The 18,198-nt window shown below is 57.2% G+C and carries 2 protein-coding genes; both read left to right on the forward strand.

Annotation, left to right across the window (positions count from 1 at the left end):
• Positions 1–122 precede the first annotated feature (122 nt).
• Positions 123–9,203 (forward strand): SDR family oxidoreductase, encoded by a 9,081-nt coding sequence (locus AC27N8_RS03750; protein WP_487064085.1) that lies wholly within the window; start codon positions 123–125, stop codon positions 9,201–9,203.
• Positions 9,204–9,212: 9 nt separating this feature from the next.
• Positions 9,213–18,155 carry a type I polyketide synthase gene (locus tag AC27N8_RS03755; RefSeq protein ID WP_487064087.1) on the forward strand — a complete coding sequence of 2,981 codons (8,943 nt, stop codon included), beginning with the start codon at positions 9,213–9,215 and terminating at the stop codon, positions 18,153–18,155.
• Positions 18,156–18,198: the final 43 nt, after the last annotated feature.

Consider the following 18,198-nt stretch of genomic DNA (forward strand, 5'->3'; position numbering starts at 1 on the left):
GCATCGATAGATACATGGCGTAGAGGCTTTGATGAGAGATATGAAAGATATGAATAATGACGTTTTATCCGTTCACCAGCAGCAAAACGCACATCAAATAAGTAAGAGGAGAGCTAACTAGAGTGGAAAATAATGTTTCGTACGATACCGCCCTGGCGATCGTTGGCATGTCTGGTCGTTTTCCAGGTGCAAATAACGTTGACGCGTTGTGGGAAAATTTACGCACTGGCGTCAAATCCATTCGTCAATTTTCGGAGCAGGAACTCTTAGCCGCAGGCGTCTCTCCCGAGATACTCAAGATGCCTAATTATGTCAGAGCGGGCACGATTCTCGAGGGCGCGGAATACTTTGACGCCAGCTTCTTTGGATACACACCACGCGAAGCTGAACTAACCGATCCACAGCATCGCATCTTCCTGGAATGCGCCTACGAAGCACTACAGGATGCCGCCTATGATCTTGAGACCTATCCAGGACTGGTAGGTGTCTTTGCTGGCTCAGCACTGAGTCCCTATTTCACGCGGGTATTGCAGACCGATGGACGTCCCGTCAAAGACGTCGATCCGGTACAGCTGGCCGTCGGGAACGAGCGCGACTCGCTTACGAGCGCACTGTCCTACAAACTCAACCTGCGTGGACCCAGTATGGCGATTCAGACCTTCTGCTCCACCTCGCTGGTAGCAGTCCACGTCGCCTGCCAGAGCCTGTTGAACTACGAATGCGACATGGCACTTTCCGGTGGCGTCGCCATCTCGATGCCGCAGGTCAACGGCTACTTCTATGAAGAGGGCAGCATCCTCTCACCCGACGGCGCCTGCCGCACCTTCGACGCCAATGGACGCGGAAGCGTCATGGGCAACGGCTCAGCGGTTGTCCTGATCAAGCGCCTGGAAGATGCAATCGCCGACGGCGACCAGATCTATTCCGTCATTCTCGCCACGCACGTCAACAACGATGGCAGCGTACGCGTCAGCTATACCGCCCCCGGTCTTGATGGACAGAGTTCGGTCATCGCCCAGGCTATCAGCAACTCAGGCGTCGATATCGAGAGCATCTCATACATCGAGGCACACGGGACCGCGACCATGCTGGGAGATCAGGTAGAGCTCGCCGCCCTGCAAAAAGCCTTCGCCAACCGCACACAAAAGAAGCAATTCTGCGCCATCGGCTCCCTCAAGCCCAATGTGGGACATCTTGACCGCGCTTCGGGCATCGCCGGGCTGATCAAAACGACGATGGCACTCAAGCATCAAGAGATGCCGCCCAGCTTGAATTTCGAGCGCACCAATAAAGATATTGATCTGGAGAAGACTCCTTTCTACGTCAACACACAGCTATCGCCCTGGCAGGCGAGCGCCGATCATCCACGCCGCGCAGGAGTCAACTCGTTCGGCCTGGGAGGCACTAATGCTCACGTGGTCTTAGAAGAAGCTCCTCAGTTGGAGCCATCCAAGCCGGCACAGCCGTGGCAATTGTATGTACTCTCAGCCAAGACAGCAACGGCGTTAGAAAATATCGAGGGGCAGCTGCTCGGCTATATGCAAAAGCAGCAGGAAGCCAATCAGGCAGACGTCGCCTATACCCTGCAAGTTGGACGCACAGCCTTCAATCATCGCCGTATCCTGATCGGTCGTGATCGCGCCGATGCTCTGGCGCAGCTTTCCGCCAAACAGCCTTTGCAGTCGTCATATCAGACATTTCGTAATCGCGCTCTGACACTGTTGTTCCCTTCGGGCGCACGCTTCAATCCTACAACCGCAAAAGAATTCTATCAAAACGAAAGTACGTTCCGCAGCACAGTTGACGAGTGCTATCAGCAAGTCAAACAGATCCCCGGTTGCGAGAAATACACCTTCATTTCACCATCCACAGGGGCAGAGACAGCCGTCGCTGCACTGATTTTCGCCTATGCCCAGGCACAGCAGATCCTACAATGGGGTATTCAGCCCCATGCGGTGACTGGCACTGAGTACGGTCTGGACGCTGCCGTCGCTGTCGCAGGGCTGCTCTCGATCGAGGACGCCACCAGGCTGACGATCAAACGCTCCGAGATCGAGGCGGGTACGGAGTCGGCCGATACACTGGAGAGTCTGGTACGACAACTCGACTGGCAGAAAGCTCAGATCCCTTACCTTTCAGTCGCCACCGGGACACATATTACTGAAGAGCAAGCGATCTCGCCCTCGTTCTGGTTCCAGGAATTTGAAAGCGCCGCCAGCCTGCCAGAGCAGCTCAATCAGATGCTCAAGAAGCAAGAAACAGCCATTTTAGTCCTCGGCACGAATCAGATAGTCGAGCAGATCAAAAGCTCCGCCAGCTATCAGGCCGAATACGGTGAGCGCATCATCACCCACCTGCCCACAGAGGCTCAGGAGAGTCGGCAGATCCTGCTCACGACGCTGGGTCGGCTCTGGCTCAACGGCGTCACGATCGCCTGGCAGAAGGGCTACGAGAATGAGCGCCGTCTGCGCCTCTCGCTCCCAACCTATCCCTTCGAGCGCAAGCGCTTCTGGCTCGAGGATGAGCAATTAGCCGCTCAACTCACCAGTAAAAAAGATCCAGATCTCGCGCACTGGTTCTACAAAACCACCTGGAAGCTTGAGCCATTAACCGCCCCTCAGCCAGTGAAGGCGAGCAACTGGTGGATCTTTGAAGATCAGGCGGGCCTGGGCAAAAATCTGGCGTTGCGCCTGGAAAAGGCCGGACAGAATGTCGTACGCATCCAGCAAGGCGAGAAGTACAGCAAGGTTAATACCAGGCTGTTCCAGATCCGTCCAGATAACTTCGCCGATTATAAGGCGCTATCGAAAGCACTTCAGGGCGAAAAGCTGATCCCGACCAACATCGTCCATCTGTGGAATGTGACCACGGATGAGCATCAGACTGGCGCGGATACTTTCCGCGAGCTACAGACGCCTGGCTTCAATAGCTTGATCGCCTTGATACAGGGACTCAATACCATTATTGACAATAATCCGGTGCAGATCTTCACGGTTGCCAATGGATTGCATGCTCTGACAGAGCAAGAGAAGCTCATTCCTGAGAAATCAACGCTGCTGGGAGCCACAAAAGTTATCCCTCAGGAGAACCTGGGCGTGACTTGCCGCACGATCGATATCGTCTTGCCAGCGGAGCCGATCTCCGAGAAGACGCTCCTGGTCGAGCAGCTGTTCCAGGAATGTCTCGCCGCTGAGGTAAGCGAGCCATTGATCGCCTATCGCGACGACGAGAGACGCGTCCAGATCTACGAAAAAATCTCAGTCGAAGCCGCGCCAGCCGAGCAGAATCCCTTCCGTCAGGGAGGCATCTATCTGGTCACGGGCGCTCTGGGAGCGGTTGGACCAATCATCGCGGAGCATCTGGGCAGAAATTATCAGGCCACCGTGATCCTCATGAGTCGCAGTGGACTCCCACCTCGCGAGCAGTGGCAGACGTGGCTGGACGAGCATGACGATCAGGATGATCTCAGCTTAAAGCTCAAGCGCTTGATCTCGCTTGAAGATGGCGGCGGACGCTTTGTCCTGATGCGCGGCGACGTCGGCGATCCCGAGCAGGTACGCCAGATCATCCAGCAGATCCACGCACAATTTGGCACCTTACACGGCGTCTTGCATGCTGCAGGCGTGACCAATGCTCAATCCTTTAATGCGACCCAGGATATCACAGCAGAACTCTACGACACGCAGATCCGGCCCAAGGTCTACGGACTCTATGCGCTGGAAGAAGCCTTGAAGGATTATCCATTAGACTTCTGCCTGCTCTTCTCATCGATCTCGGTGATCCTGGGCGGGATTACGTTCTCGGGCTACGTGGCCGGAAATGTCTTCCTCGATGCCTTTGCTCGCTCGCGTCAGCAGAGCTCCCACTTCCCCTGGCTGAGCGTCAACTGGGATACCTGGGAGATCAAGGCTCACGCACACGATGTGATTGGCGCGACGGTCGCCGAATACACGATGCAGCCAGCCGAGGGCTGCGAGATCCTGACACGCATCCTGGCGCATCGTATCCCCCACGTGGTACTCTCGACCGGCGATCTCCAGGCGCGTATCCGACAATGGATCGAGCTCGAATCGCTACTGACATCCGCGCAGGATCAGGACGACGATGAGCAGGACACAAAAGTCGGTAAAGGTGTTTCGCTCTCACATAAAGAATACGAGAAGGTAATTATCGGGGTCTGGCAAAGTATTCTGGGGGTGAATGAGATTGGACTATACGAAAACTTCTTTGATCTCGGTGGCAACTCGCTGACCGGACTCCAGGTCGTTTCCAAGCTCAAAAAAGCCTTTAATATGCCCATCCCGGCAGTTGCGCTGTTCGAAGCTCCGACCGTGAGCGCTCTGGCTCGCTATCTCTTGCCCGACGAAGGAGAAGAGGAGGCCGAAGAGGAGAAAGATCTGCTCAAAGAGCGTCGTAAGCAAGTGCGTCAATCAGCGGGACACGAGGATATCGCAATTATCGCTATCAATGGACGCTTCCCTGGCGCTCCCGATGTCGATACCTTCTGGGATAATTTGCGCAACGGCGTCGAGTCTGTCAGCTTCTTTACCGAAGAAGAGTTGATCGAGGCTGGCTGCGATCCACGCGAGGTACGCTCACCATCCTACGTGCCAGCCCGACCGATCCTGCCAGCGGAGGATGTCCAGAAGTTCGATGCTCTCTTCTTTGGCTACAGCCCACGTGAGGCGGAATTGACCGATCCACAACATCGGCTCTTCCTCGAATGCGCCTGGGAATCGCTGGAGTTAGCCGGCTACAATCCGACAGCCTACGAGGGACTGGTCGGCGTCTTTGGCGGCTCCAACATCAGCACCTACATGATGGGTATGCTCAACCATCCGGCAGTCATCCAAGGAGATGGATATCAGCTGGTCATCGGCAACGATAAAGACTCCCTGACTACCAACGTCTCATATAAGCTCAATCTCAAGGGACCAAGCTTCGCCGTCCAGACCTTCTGCTCGACCTCACTGGTCGCGGTGCACCTGGCCTGTCAGAGCCTCCTGAACGGAGAAAGCGACATGGCACTCGCAGGTGGCGTCTCAATCCGCGTCCCCGTGAAGGCCGGACATGTCTACGAGGAAGGCGGCATGGAGTCGCCCGATGGTCACTGCCGCACCTTCGACTCTCAGGCCAAGGGCAGCATGTTCGGCGATGGCGTCGGTATCGTCGTCCTGAAGCGTTTAAGCGAGGCCGTCGCCGACGGCGATCTGATCCACGCCGTCATCAAAGGCTCCGCCATCAACAACGACGGCTCACTCAAGGTCAGCTATACCGCCCCCAGCGTCGTCGGTCAATCAGAGGTCGTCATGAAGGCGCTCGAAGTAGCAGGCATCTCGCCCGAGAGCATCAGCTATATCGAAGCGCACGGCACAGCCACCGAGCTCGGAGATCCAATCGAGGTCGCATCGCTGACCAAGGCGTTCCGCACACAGACGGATCAGAGCGGCTACTGCGCCATCGGCTCGGTCAAAACGAACGTCGGACATCTCGACCGTGCAGCGGGCGTCAGTGGTCTGATCAAGACCGTCCAGGCCCTCAAGCACAAAGAGATCCCTGCCAACCTGCACTTCCAGGAGCCAAATCCCGAGATCGACTTCGAGCACAGTCCATTTTACGTCAACACCCAGCTGTCGCCCTGGACGACCAATGGTGAGACACCACGCCGCGCAGGTATCAACTCGCTCGGACTCGGTGGCACCAACGCGCACGTCATCGTCGAGGAAGCGCCCGAGCGAGGAGACTCTGGTCCCTCTCGTCCATGGCAGTTCCTGACGCTCTCAGCTCGGACCTCCAGCGCGCTGGCACAGAGCAAGCAGCGCCTGCATGATCATCTGGTAGCCAATCCCGATCAATCGCTGGCCGACGTCGCCTACACGCTCCACGTTGGTCGCAAGCTGATGGATCATCGCTTCACCTTCCTGTGCCGCACCGTTGAAGAAGCGATCAAAGCGCTCGAAGCGCCAACCGGCAAGCAGTCCCAGGGACTCGGAGGCGTTGAGCGACGCACAGATCAGCAGGTAGCCTTCCTCTTCCCAGGACTCGGCGAGCGCTACATCGATGTCGCCAAAGCGCTCTATCATCAGGAAGAGACGTTCCACAAAAGCATCGACGCCTGCCATACCTTCTTGAACAAAGAATACAATCTGGATCTGCACAGCATCTTGCAGCTCGACCAGCCATATGAGCAGCCTGATCCGGCGGCCGATGACAAAGCAGGCAAGCAAAGTCTATTCAATCGCAACGGACGCAGCAAAGGCGCGGAGCCGACACGCACAGCGCTGGCTCAGCCAACCGTCTTCGCGGTCGAATACGCCCTGGCACAATTGCTGCTGAGCTGGGGACTCAAGCCACAGGCCATGCTCGGCTATAGCCTGGGAGAATATGTCGCGGCCAGTATCGCAGGAGTGCTCACACTCAAAGACGCTCTCCGTCTGGTAGCGGGTCGCGCTCAATTGATCGACGAGATGGAACAGGGCTCGATGCTGGCGGTGATGTTATCGGAGGCTGAGGTCACACCGTACCTGGATGCACAGACCAATCTGGCGATTCAGAACAGCTCAACAGCCTGTGTGCTGGCGGGTCCGACCTCAGCGATCGAGCGCACCGAGAAGCGTCTGCTGGCCAACGATATCGCCTGCCGACGCGTCGAGACCACCCACGCCTTCCATTCGCAGATGCTTGATCCGCTGAGCGAAAAGGTCACGGAACTGGCTCAGAGCGTCAAATTGCATGCGCCACGCATCCCTTACCTATCCAACGTCACGGGGACCTGGATCACCGAGGAGGATGCACTTGATCCAGCATACTGGGCCAAGCACATGTGCCAGACGGTCCGCTTCGCCGACGGCGTTGGACATCTACTGGAAGAGACCGATTGCCTGTTGCTCGAAGTTGGCCCTGGACAGGCATTGAGCTTCTTCGCGAAGCAACATCCAGCCGGTCAGGGTACGCGACGTGATCTGATCATGCCGACGCTGCCAGCTCCGCACGGACAGCAAAAGCAAGATCCCTACTCCTTCCTGCTGAACACGCTCGGCAAAGCCTGGATCGCCGGAGTACCGCTCGATTGGAAGGGCTACTATGCTCATGAGACACGCCATCGCGTGATTCTACCTACGTATCCCTTTGAGCGTCAGCGCTACTGGATCGAGAGCACGCCACCACTGACAGGCGCTCAAGAGACAACCGAGCAGGGACCGAAAGAGGGAGAGACGGCACACGATGTGCTCGCCAGACTGAAAAAGGAAGAGCTTTCCGATTGGTTCTACCTACCCAGCTGGAAACACACTGCTCCTCAGCTACCGATACCGTTCGTAGCGGAAGCTGAAGTCACGCGCCGCTGGCTCATCTTCCTGGACAACCAGGGCGTCGGAGAGAAGCTCCAGCAGCAACTCAACGAGCGTCAGCACGAAGTGATCACGGTCATACCTGGCAAGAGCTTCATTCAGTATTCAGAGACATCGTTTGCGCTACGACCAGGCGAGAGAGCCGATTATACGCAACTTATCGCGAGCTTGCAGCAGCGCCAATGGCTACCGCAACAGGTCGTGCATTGCTGGACTGTGACTGACTCCTTGAACTACCTCACCGCCGAGCGTCGTCTGGAATCCATGCAGGAGCGAGGCTTCAATAGCCTGATGTTCCTGACACAGGCTCTGGGCGAGGTCGAGCTTGAAGAGACCTGCCATATGGTCATCGTCTCGAACGGCCTCCAGGATGTGACCGGTCAGGAGAGCATCTGTGAAGAGAAAGCGCTGGTGATTGGTCCGGCGCGTATCATCGCACAGGAATACATGTTGCTCACCTGCCGCAGCGTCGATGTGGTAGTCCCAACCCAGCCAGCGCAATGGCGTACGCTGATTGGACATCTGCTCGGAGAGCTGACCACTCCGACCAAAGAGCCGATGGTCGCGCTACGACGTACTGGTCGCTGGCTACTCACCTTCGAGCCACTCCATATCCCGGCCCAAAGCCTGGAGGAGACCCCCTTACGCCAGGGCGGAACGTACCTGATCACCGGCGGATTGGGAGGCATTGGCCTGGGTATGGCAACCTACCTGGCACGGACCCTGAAAGCCAACCTTGTCCTGACCTCGCGTAGTGGCGCACCTGAGCGATCTCAATGGGAACACATCATGCAAACGCAAGGACCTGATAATGGTGTGGGACGACAGGTCAACCAGATCCTGGCACTTGAAGCGCTCGGATCGAAGGTCTTACCGCTGGCGGCAGACGTTGCCAATAAAGACATCATGGAAGGAGTGATCCAGAAGACCATCGCCACCTTTGGCACGATCAACGGAGTGATCCACGCTGCTGGCTTACCGGCGGTAGGTCTGACCCAGAACAAGACGCTAGAACAGACCAACGAGGTGATGGCCTCTAAAATCCAGGGCACACTGGCGCTGGAATATGCGCTGCGCGATTGCTCACCGGACTTCCTGGTCCTCTTCTCATCTATCACCTCGGCGACCGGTGGAGGACCTGGTCAGATCGACTACTGCGCGGGCAATGCCTTCCTGGACGCTCACGCTATTCAGCAGCCAGAAGGGGCTCGCCGTACGATCTCCATCAATTGGGGTGAATGGCAATGGAACGCCTGGTCGGCTGGACTCTCGGGCTATGACGAGGAGACGCAGGCCTTCTTCAAAGCAAATCGCCAGAAGTTCGGTATCAGCTTTGAGGACGGTGCAGAAGCGCTGCAACGTATTCTGGCTCAACCCTTCTCCGAAGTCGTTGTCTCAACCCAGGATTTCCAGGTGATCTCGCAACTGAGCCGTCATCACAACGCGGCCACGGCACTTGAGCAGTTCAAGCAGGCGCGTCAAAGCCGCCAGCGACACGAGCGTCCACCGATGCGCAACGAGTATACGGCTCCCCAGACCGATCTGGAACGAGCAATCCTCGCAGTCTGGGAGGACATCCTTGGCATCGATGGTATTGGTATTCAGGACAATTTCTTCGATCTTGGTGGCAACTCGCTCATCGGCATCGAAGTGATCACACAAACGCGTAAGGCTCTCAAACTACAGACGCTTCCATCGTATGTGCTCTACGAGGCTCCCACCCCTGAGTCGATGGCCGCCTTCCTGAGCAAGGATGAGAAGCCGGTCCAGGAGGAGCAAGAGGTCCGTCAGGAGCGGAGCGATAAACGACGTGAGAACTTGAAGTTGCGTATGCGCGAGCGTGCTGCTAGATAGAGGGATAATATGACCAATAGCGATGCAATCTTACAAGACGACATGTATGATACAGCGCTGGCGATCGTTGGTATGTCGGGACGTTTTCCCGGCGCCAACGATGTGCCAGGGCTCTGGAAGAACCTGATTGAGGGAGTTATCTCAATCAAGACGTTTGCGGATCAGGAGCTACTGGATGCTGGTATCGATCCAGAGCTCATCAGCAACCCGCAATACGTCAAAGCAGGGACAGAGCTGGATGGGATCACGGACTTTGATGCCTCATTCTTTGGCTTCACGCCACGCGAGGCCCAATGCCTTGATCCGCAACATCGACTTTTCTTAGAGTGCTCCTGGGAAGCGCTCGAGCAGGCTGGCTATCCACCCGATAGCTACGCCGGCTTGATCGGAGTCTTCGCCGGATCACGACCATCCGAGTATCGAGATCAGAATCTGGTCTCCCAGAAAGACCAATTGGGGCATCTGGTCAACAAGCTACAGGTATCAATCGGCAACGACGCCGACGCGCTGGCCTCCACAGTTTCATATAAGATGAACCTGAAAGGTCCAGGCGTCTCGGTCCAGACCTATTGCTCGACCTCCCTGGTGGCCACACATCTGGCCTGTCAGAGCCTACTCACCTACGATTGTGACATCGCCCTGGCTGGTGGCGCGGCACTCACGCTGCCGCAGCCATCGGGCTACATCTACGAGGATGGAGGTATCCTCTCGCCCGACGGACAGTGTCATACCTTTGACGCGAAATCGCAAGGAAGCGTCATCGGAAGCGGAGTCGCCGTGGTTGTCATCAAGCGGCTCAAAGACGCTCTGGAAGCGCGGGATCATATCTACTCAGTGATCCGTGGCTCGGCCAGCAATAATGATGGCAGTATTCGCGTCGGCTATACCGCTCCCGGCGTCAATGGACAGAGCGCTGTGATCGCTAATGCGATCAGCCAGAGCGGCGTCTCTTTCGACAGTATCGGCTATATCGAGGCTCACGGCACAGGCACCAAGCTCGGCGATGCGATCGAGCTGGCCGCCCTGCTCAGAGCGTTCGGACCGGAGACCTCGGAGCGTCAATATTGCGCCCTCGGCTCTGTCAAGCCCAATATTGGACATCTGGATCGCGCTTCCGGCGTCACTGGCCTGATCAAAACGACGCTGGCGCTGTACAATCGACAGTTACCGCCAAGCCTGAACTTTGAGAAGACCAGCTCCGATATCGATTTAGAGCACAGTCCCTTTTTCGTCAATACCCGCCTACGAGCATGGGAACCCGGCAGCGCAGGCGTACGGCGAGCCGGAGTCAACTCATTTGGACTCGGTGGTACCAATGCCCATGTCGTACTGGAGGAGGCTCCGCATCAAGCGGCACTGCGTCCTGGACGCAATTGGAAAGTCTTACCATTAGCAGCCCGCAGCCCGGAGGCGCTGGAGCAGATGGCTGAGAGGCTCTCTGATTATCTGCTTGAGCACGATGAGTTTGATCTGCTGGATGTCGCCTATACGTTGCAGGTTGGTCGCACGCCATTCCATCATCGACAAACATTCGTGTGTCGCGATAGAACGGAAGCGATTGCATTGTTGAAGGCAGCGTCACAGCAGCCCTCGGTGCAGCAAAATAGCTCGCAGAGACGGGTCACGCTGCTCTTCCCTGACCTCCAGGATACATTTAGCGTCAGCGAGGACCTGCTGATCGAACCTCGTATCCGCGAAGCTCTGCAACATGGCTCGGCCTTTATCAAGCAGCAATTCCACTGCTCGGTCGAGGATCTGCTCAAGCAGACCAATAATCCCGTTCAGAGACTGGTCGGCTATGTGCTGTGGTCGTACGCGTTGACTCATACGCTGCAACATTGGGGGATCAAGACGGGCGCAGCGCTCGGACAGGGAGCAGGCTCCATCGTCGCCGCCATCGTCGCCGGGATTATCTCGCTGGAGGACGGTCTGAAGCTGGCCCAGGCGAGTACGACCGATGAGAAAACGCTCACGCATCTGCTGGAACAGTTTCAGCTCAATGCCCCACAGATCCCTACGGCGTCATCGTTGCAGAAGGGATGGTTGACCGACAAGCAGGCACAAAATGCCAATGAACTGGCGCAACATCTGTCGGCAGCGATCTCGTATCCAGAAGTGCTCCTGGACGATCACGAGAGCATTCTACTTACCATGGGCACCGGACAGCACTGGATCGAGCAACTCAAGACACAGAGCACGAACAATCCCAAACAGCCTCTACACCTCGTGAGCTTCGGGTCGTCAGATAGTCAGGATGAGGGCGGGCAAAAAGTCTTGTTGGCCACCCTTGGCAAACTCTGGGAGCACGGTGCTTCGATCAAGTGGGAGGAGTTCTCCGCCCAGGAGCAGCGCGGACGCGTACCGCTCCCGACCTATCCCTTCGAGCGCCAGCGCTTCTGGATTGAACTACGCTCAAGCAAGGCCAACAAATTAATCACAGCGCCATCCATCACGATCGATAGCAAGCGCTCCAGAGATGACTGGTTCTACAAGCCAACCTGGCAACAGGTTCCGCTCGGACAGCCCGATCGACCGGCTCTCGCGCAAGGCTATCTGGTGATGCTCGATGCGCACAATGTCGGCGAGCAGCTTGCCCGGAAGCTTGAACTGCGCGGAGCTCGCGTCACGCGTGTACAGCCACAGGTCCAGGGAGATGCTCCGCTGGAGAAGTTGGATGAGCGTACCTTTGCGATCGATGGGACGCAGAAAAAAGCCTATCAACAGCTCTTTGAGCAGCTATCCGAGCAGGGAACGCTCCCTGAGCACATTATCCATTGCTCGTCGCTGATCGTGCCCGGCGAGATCGCCGCTGGAGCCGCTGGCTTTCAAGCGATCCAGGAGCGCGGCCTGTACAATATGCTCTTCCTGCTGCAAACCTTTGAGCAGCAGACCGCTGGCGCATCGCTGCATATGACGGTTCTTACCAATAACGTCCAGGCAGTCACCGGACAAGAAGCGCTCTGGCCCGAAAAGAGTCCGCTACTGGGACTCTGCAAAGTGGCCTCGCAGGAAAATCCAGACGTGCTCTGCCGGAGTATCGATCTGGAGCAGCTACCGGAGTCCGAACAGGCTTTCGAGCAGCTTCTGCTTGAGATATTGTCCAAGGATGTCGAGCGCACCGTTGCCTATCGTCAGGAGCAGCGCTGGATCGAGACCTATAGCGCAAAAACGATTCTTGCTCCAGAGACTGTCCCCTTCCGAGAGAGAGGCATCTATCTGATCACTGGCGGCCTGGGAGGTGTCGGGCTACTCCTGGCAACTTATCTGGCGCAGCAAGTTCAGGCTCGCCTGGCTCTGGTGGGACGTTCGGCAATGCCCGCTCGCGAGGAGTGGTCAGACTGGCTGGCAAACCATGAAGCTGATGATGCGAACTATCGACGTATCAAGCAGATCCAGTTGATTGAGGAGCTCGGCAGCGAGGTCCTGATCTTGCAGGCCGACGTCGCGCATAGCGATCAGTTGAGCGCGGCCTTTGCACAGACTGAGGCAACCTTTGGTGCTCTGCATGGCGTGATTCATGCCGCTGGTATCTCCGATGACGGTGCCTTTAGCTCGGTGCAGGATCTTGAGCCGAGGCTCTGCGACTGGCATTTCGGCCCCAAAGTACAGGGGCTCTATGCTCTGGAGCAGGTGTTAAAAGATCGCCCGCTCGACTTCTGCATCCTCTTCTCGTCGCTCTCGACCATTCTGGGAGGACTGGGACTGTCGGCCTACACGGCGGCGAACCGTTTCATGGATGCCTTTGCAGCTCAATATAATCAGCAGGCGAAATATCCCTGGATCTGCATCAACTGGGATTCGTGGCAGGTCAAGGAGAACCCGCATGGCGATCTGGGAGCCACGATTGCCGTCTTTACGATGACTCCCGAAGAGGGCGGGGACGCCTTTACACGAGCACTCACCTCTGGTGAGACCCATCTGGTCAACTCGACCGGCGATCTCGATGCACGCCTCCGACAGTGGATCTATCTTGAATCGTTAGATGGAGATAGCTCACAGCAGGGCAAAAACGCTGGTCCAGCACCTGTCCCGGCCGACTACGAACGTATCCTGTCCGAGATCTGGCAGCAGACGCTGGGCGTTGAGCAGGTCGAGCGATCCGACAATTTCTTTGATCTGGGAGGCAATTCGCTGACGGCGCTTCAGCTCATCTCGCGTATTCGCAAGACGCTCCAGATCCAGCTGCCCGCGATTGCAATTTTTGAAGCTCCGACGATCAGCACGATGATACAGTATCTGCGTCCAGCGATCGAGGAAGAGGAGCCAGAGCAGAATATCCTGGCGGAACGACGTGCCCAGGCTCGTCAGGGATTACGCCAGTCGGACATCGCAATCATCGGTATGAGCGGACGCTTTCCTGGAGCCAGTTCGGTCGAAGCCTTCTGGCAGAATCTGCATGATGGTGTGGAGTCTCTTACCTTCTTCACCGAAGAGGAGCTGCTCGCCTCGGGACTTGATCCAGAGCTGATCAATGATCCAGCCTACGTCCGAGCGCGTCCGATCCTCAAGACCGAGGAGGTCGAGACCTTTGACGCCGCCTTCTTCGGCTACAGTCCACGTGAAGCCGAACTCACCGATCCACAGCAACGCCTGTTCCTGGAATGCACCTGGGAAGCATTGGAGCATGCTGGCTACGACGCGGAACGCTATCAGGGCCTGATCGGAATGTTTGGCGGCACCAATATCAGCAGCTACATGCTTGAGCTAGCCAAGCATCCAGAGGTGCTTGAGGGCCTGCTCGATTATCAGTTGGTGATCGGCAACGATAAGGATTCGCTGGCAACAAATATCGCCTACAAGATGAACCTCAGAGGTCCAAGCCTGACCGTGCAGACGTTCTGCTCGACATCGCTGGTTGCGACCCATCTGGCCTGCCAGAGCTTGATCAACGGCGAGACCGATATCGCCATGGCTGGCGGCGTCTCGATACGCCTCCCCAGCAAGGCAGGCTATCTGTACCAGGAAGGCGGCCAGGAGTCCGTCGATGGACACTGCTATACCTTCGATGCACGCGCCACCGGCAGCACCTTCGGCGATGGCTCGGCCGTCGTCGTCCTCAAGCGCCTGGCGGATGCCATCGCGGACGGCGACACCATCCATGCAGTCATCAAAGGATCGGCCATCAACAACGACGGATCATTGAAGGTCAGCTATACCGCTCCCAGCGTCAACGGACAGGCCGAGGTGGTTATGCGCGCCATGACGCATGCCGATATCTCTCCGGAGAGCATCAGCTACGTCGAGGCGCACGGGACCGCCACCGAGATGGGAGATCCTATCGAAGTGGCATCGCTGACCAAAGCCTATCGCAGCCAGACACAGCGCAACAACTTCTGTGCCATCGGCTCCGTCAAGACCAACGTCGGGCATATGGATCGTGCATCGGGCGTCTCGGGACTGATCAAAGTCGTCGAGTCGCTCAAGCATCGCGAGATTCCAGCCAGCCTGAACTTTAGCTCGCCCAACGATGCGATCGATTTCGCCAATAGTCCCTTTTATGTCAATACCAGCCTGGCTCCCTGGCCCAGATATAATGGACCTCGTCGCGCTGGCGTCAATTCTTTGGGCATGGGCGGCACCAACGTCCATGTGATCGTCGAGGAAGCGCCCGAGCCGATCCGCTCAGATCCATCGCGTCCGTACCAACTCCTGCTACTCTCAGCACGCACTTCGACAGCCCTGGAAGCCAGTGGTCGCAGGCTGAGCGAGTATCTGCAAAGCCACACCGATGTGCCTCTGGCCGATATCGCTCACACCTTGCAGGTCGGTCGCAAGCAGATGGAACAGCGTACCATGATCGTCAGTACGTCGCACGAAGACGCAATGACTCAGCTGGCCAATCCATTATTCATCCAGAACGAAAAGCGTACCGATCGTCCTGTCGCCTTCCTCTTCGCAGGGGTGGGAGAACAATATGCAGGCATGGCGGGTGATCTCTATGCGCAAGAGCCCGTGTTCCGCGAATATATCGACCGTTGCTGCACCTTTGTCCAGCAGCGTTTCCAGCTAGAATTGCTACCGATATTCACGAAAGCTCCTGAGCAGAAGGGCAAGAAGCAGGATCTGGATCTACGAGCCATGCTGGGACGCGATACCAGTTCCCAGGCGGCACGCATCACCGATCCAGTCCAGGCGCAGTGCAGCACCTTCATCCTGGAATATGCCCTGACACGCCTGCTCCATTCCTGGGGAGTACGTCCGCAAGCGCTCCTGGGCTATAGTCTGGGCGAATACATGGCCGCCACCATCGCCGGAGTCTTCACGCTTGAAGATGCGCTGAGCCTGGTTGTCCAACGCGCTCAACTGGTCGCCACACTGCCAGCGGCTGGCATGCTGGCCGTCTACGCAGCAGCCGAGCAGGTACAGCCATTACTCATCCCTGAGGATGGTGTTGAGGTCGCCATCTTAACCAGTCCGGGAGCATGTATCCTCTCGGGTCCCGAGGATGCTCTGGCTCAGGTGGCGCAGCGCCTGCAAGACAACGAGATCGTCAATCGACGCATCGCCAGCGATCACGCTTTCCACACCAGCGCCATGGAGCCGATCCGGGAGCAGTTGATCGAGTTGATCGAGGCTCTACCGCGTCGAATGCCGACCATTCCCTATCTCTCGAACGTCAGCGGAGAGTGGATCACTAGCGAGCAAGTACAGGATGCCAACTATTGGGGACAGCATCTCTGCCAGCCGGTACGCTTTAGCGACTGCGTCTCACAGCTCCTGGGCGAAAAGGAATGGCTGCTCCTCGAAGTCGGTGTCGGACAGATGCTCAGCGGAGCGGTAAAGCAGCATCAGATGAGCGAGCAGAAGCGTCTGGTGACAGTCATTGCCACCATGGCCTCGATCTACGAACATCGCTCGGCACAGGAGACGCTGCTGCGCTCGCTGGGACAGCTCTGGCTCAATGGAGCGCACATCGATTGGTCTGGATTTACAGCCCGCGAACATCGTCAGCGCATTCCATTGCCAACCTATCCCTTTGAGCGTCAACGCTACTGGCTCAGTGCCGGTACTGGCACGAGCAGCACAAAAAGTCCCGCCGTCTCAGCCGAACGCGCCATCGCTGGCGAAATGGCGAAGATCGAAGATCCGGCCGACTGGTTCTTCTCGCCTTCCTGGCAACAGGCACCCAGAGCGAAAAAATATGGAGAGGAGCAAGCCACTACAACCAATGACATCTGGCTGCTATTCATGGACAAGGCCGGAGTCGGTGAGCGTCTCGCCGCCGATCTGCAAGGACGCGGTTACAAAGTGGTCACGGTCACCAGCGGCACAAGTTATCAACAACGAGACGCGACATCTTTCCAGATTCGTCCCTCGGAGCGCGACGACTATCAGATACTGCTCCAGGCATTGAGCAGACAGGGAACCTTGCCAACGCGCATCGCCCATCTCTGGCTGGTCACCGCCGACGAGCAGGCGCTGGCAGATGAATACTTGAGCGAGCACGGCTTCTATAGTCTACTCGCCCTGGCTCAGGCGCTCGGCAGCAGAGGCTCAAGCCAGTTCCAGATCGACGTCGTTTCCAGCGACATGCAAGATGTCACCGGCAACGAAGATCTGGTGCCGACGAAAGCGCTGGCGATCGGTCCCTGTAAAGTCATCCAGCAGGAATACGGACACATTCGCTGCCGCAGCATCGACCTGGCGCAAAGCGAGCTATCGACGCGCCAGTCCGACGCGCTGCTGAAAGAGTTGCTAACCCCCTTAGATGATGCCTATATCGCCTTACGCGGTCGACATCGCTGGATACAAACATACGAGCCACTCAGACTTGAGCAGAGCCAGCCACAGGAGATCCCATTCCGCTCCGAGGGTGTCTATATGATTATCGGCGGACTGGGCGGCGTCGGATTAGCCCTGGCTGAGCATCTGGCCCGCGCCTATCAGGCGAAGCTGGTGCTGGTCGGGCGTTCTGGACTGCCACCACGCGACGAGTGGGATAAGCATCTCCAGACAGAAGGGAGCGAGGTAGGCAGGCGTATTCGTCAGATCCAGGTACTTGAGGAGTTGGGGACACAGATCCTCGTGGCGACGGCCGATGTCGCCAATGAGGAGCAGATGCGCTCCGTGATGCAACAAACGCAAGAAATCTTTGGAAGCTTGCATGGAGTGATCCACGCGGCGGCATTGCCACCAGGAGGTTTGATCCAACTAAAGACACCGGCACAGGCGGCGTCGGTACTGGCCCCGAAAGTCCAGGGGACGATGGTCCTTGAGAAGCTGCTAGCAGGACAGCAACTGGATTTCCTGATCTTCTTCTCATCCATGAGTTCCAGCACCGGAGGAGGTCCCGGACAGGTAGACTACTGCGCGGCCAATGCCTTCCTCGATGCCTTTGCGCATAAGCACAGCAGCGATTACGGCATGACCATCTCGATCGATTGGGGCGAGTGGCTCTGGGATGCCTGGGCCGCTGGCCTGGAGGGCTTCCCTCCAGAGGTGCGTCACTACTTTATCGAGAAGCGCCGCGACTATGGCATCTCCTTCGAGGAGGGCATGGAAGCGCTAGCGCGCATCATGGCTCGCCGCCTGACACATATCGTGGTCGCCACGCAAGATTTCCCGAGCATGGTCGAGGGCAGCAAAACCTTCTCCATCGACGCGATCATCGGCGCGGTCACGACGCTGCGCAAGATGCAATCGACCGCCTATCCGCGACCAGCTCTGAGCACGCCGTATGTGGCGCCCGAGACCGAACTTGAGGAAGGCATCATCGACATCTGGGGTGAGCTCCTCGGCATCGAGCAGATCGGCATCAATGACAACTTCTTCGAACTGGGAGGCCATTCGTTGATCGGAGCGCAACTTATCGCACGGCTCCGTCAAAGCTTCCAGGTCAACCTATCGCTGGAGATCATCTTTGAAGCCGTCAGCGTAGCCGAACTGGCCGCAGCCATCGAGCTGGCATATATCGAAGAGATCGAACAGAGAGATCTGACAATCGTTGGATAACCGTTAGCGACCGCATAGCCATACAGAGTTTCGACCTGTACGG

This window comes from Dictyobacter sp. Z7_2 (assembly GCF_057551105.1).

What these genes read in the sequence shown, in the direction of transcription:
- AC27N8_RS03755 (WP_487064087.1), top strand. Translation starts at nt 9,213, where the DNA reads ATGACCAATAGCGATGCAATCTTACAAGACGACATGTATGATACAGCG.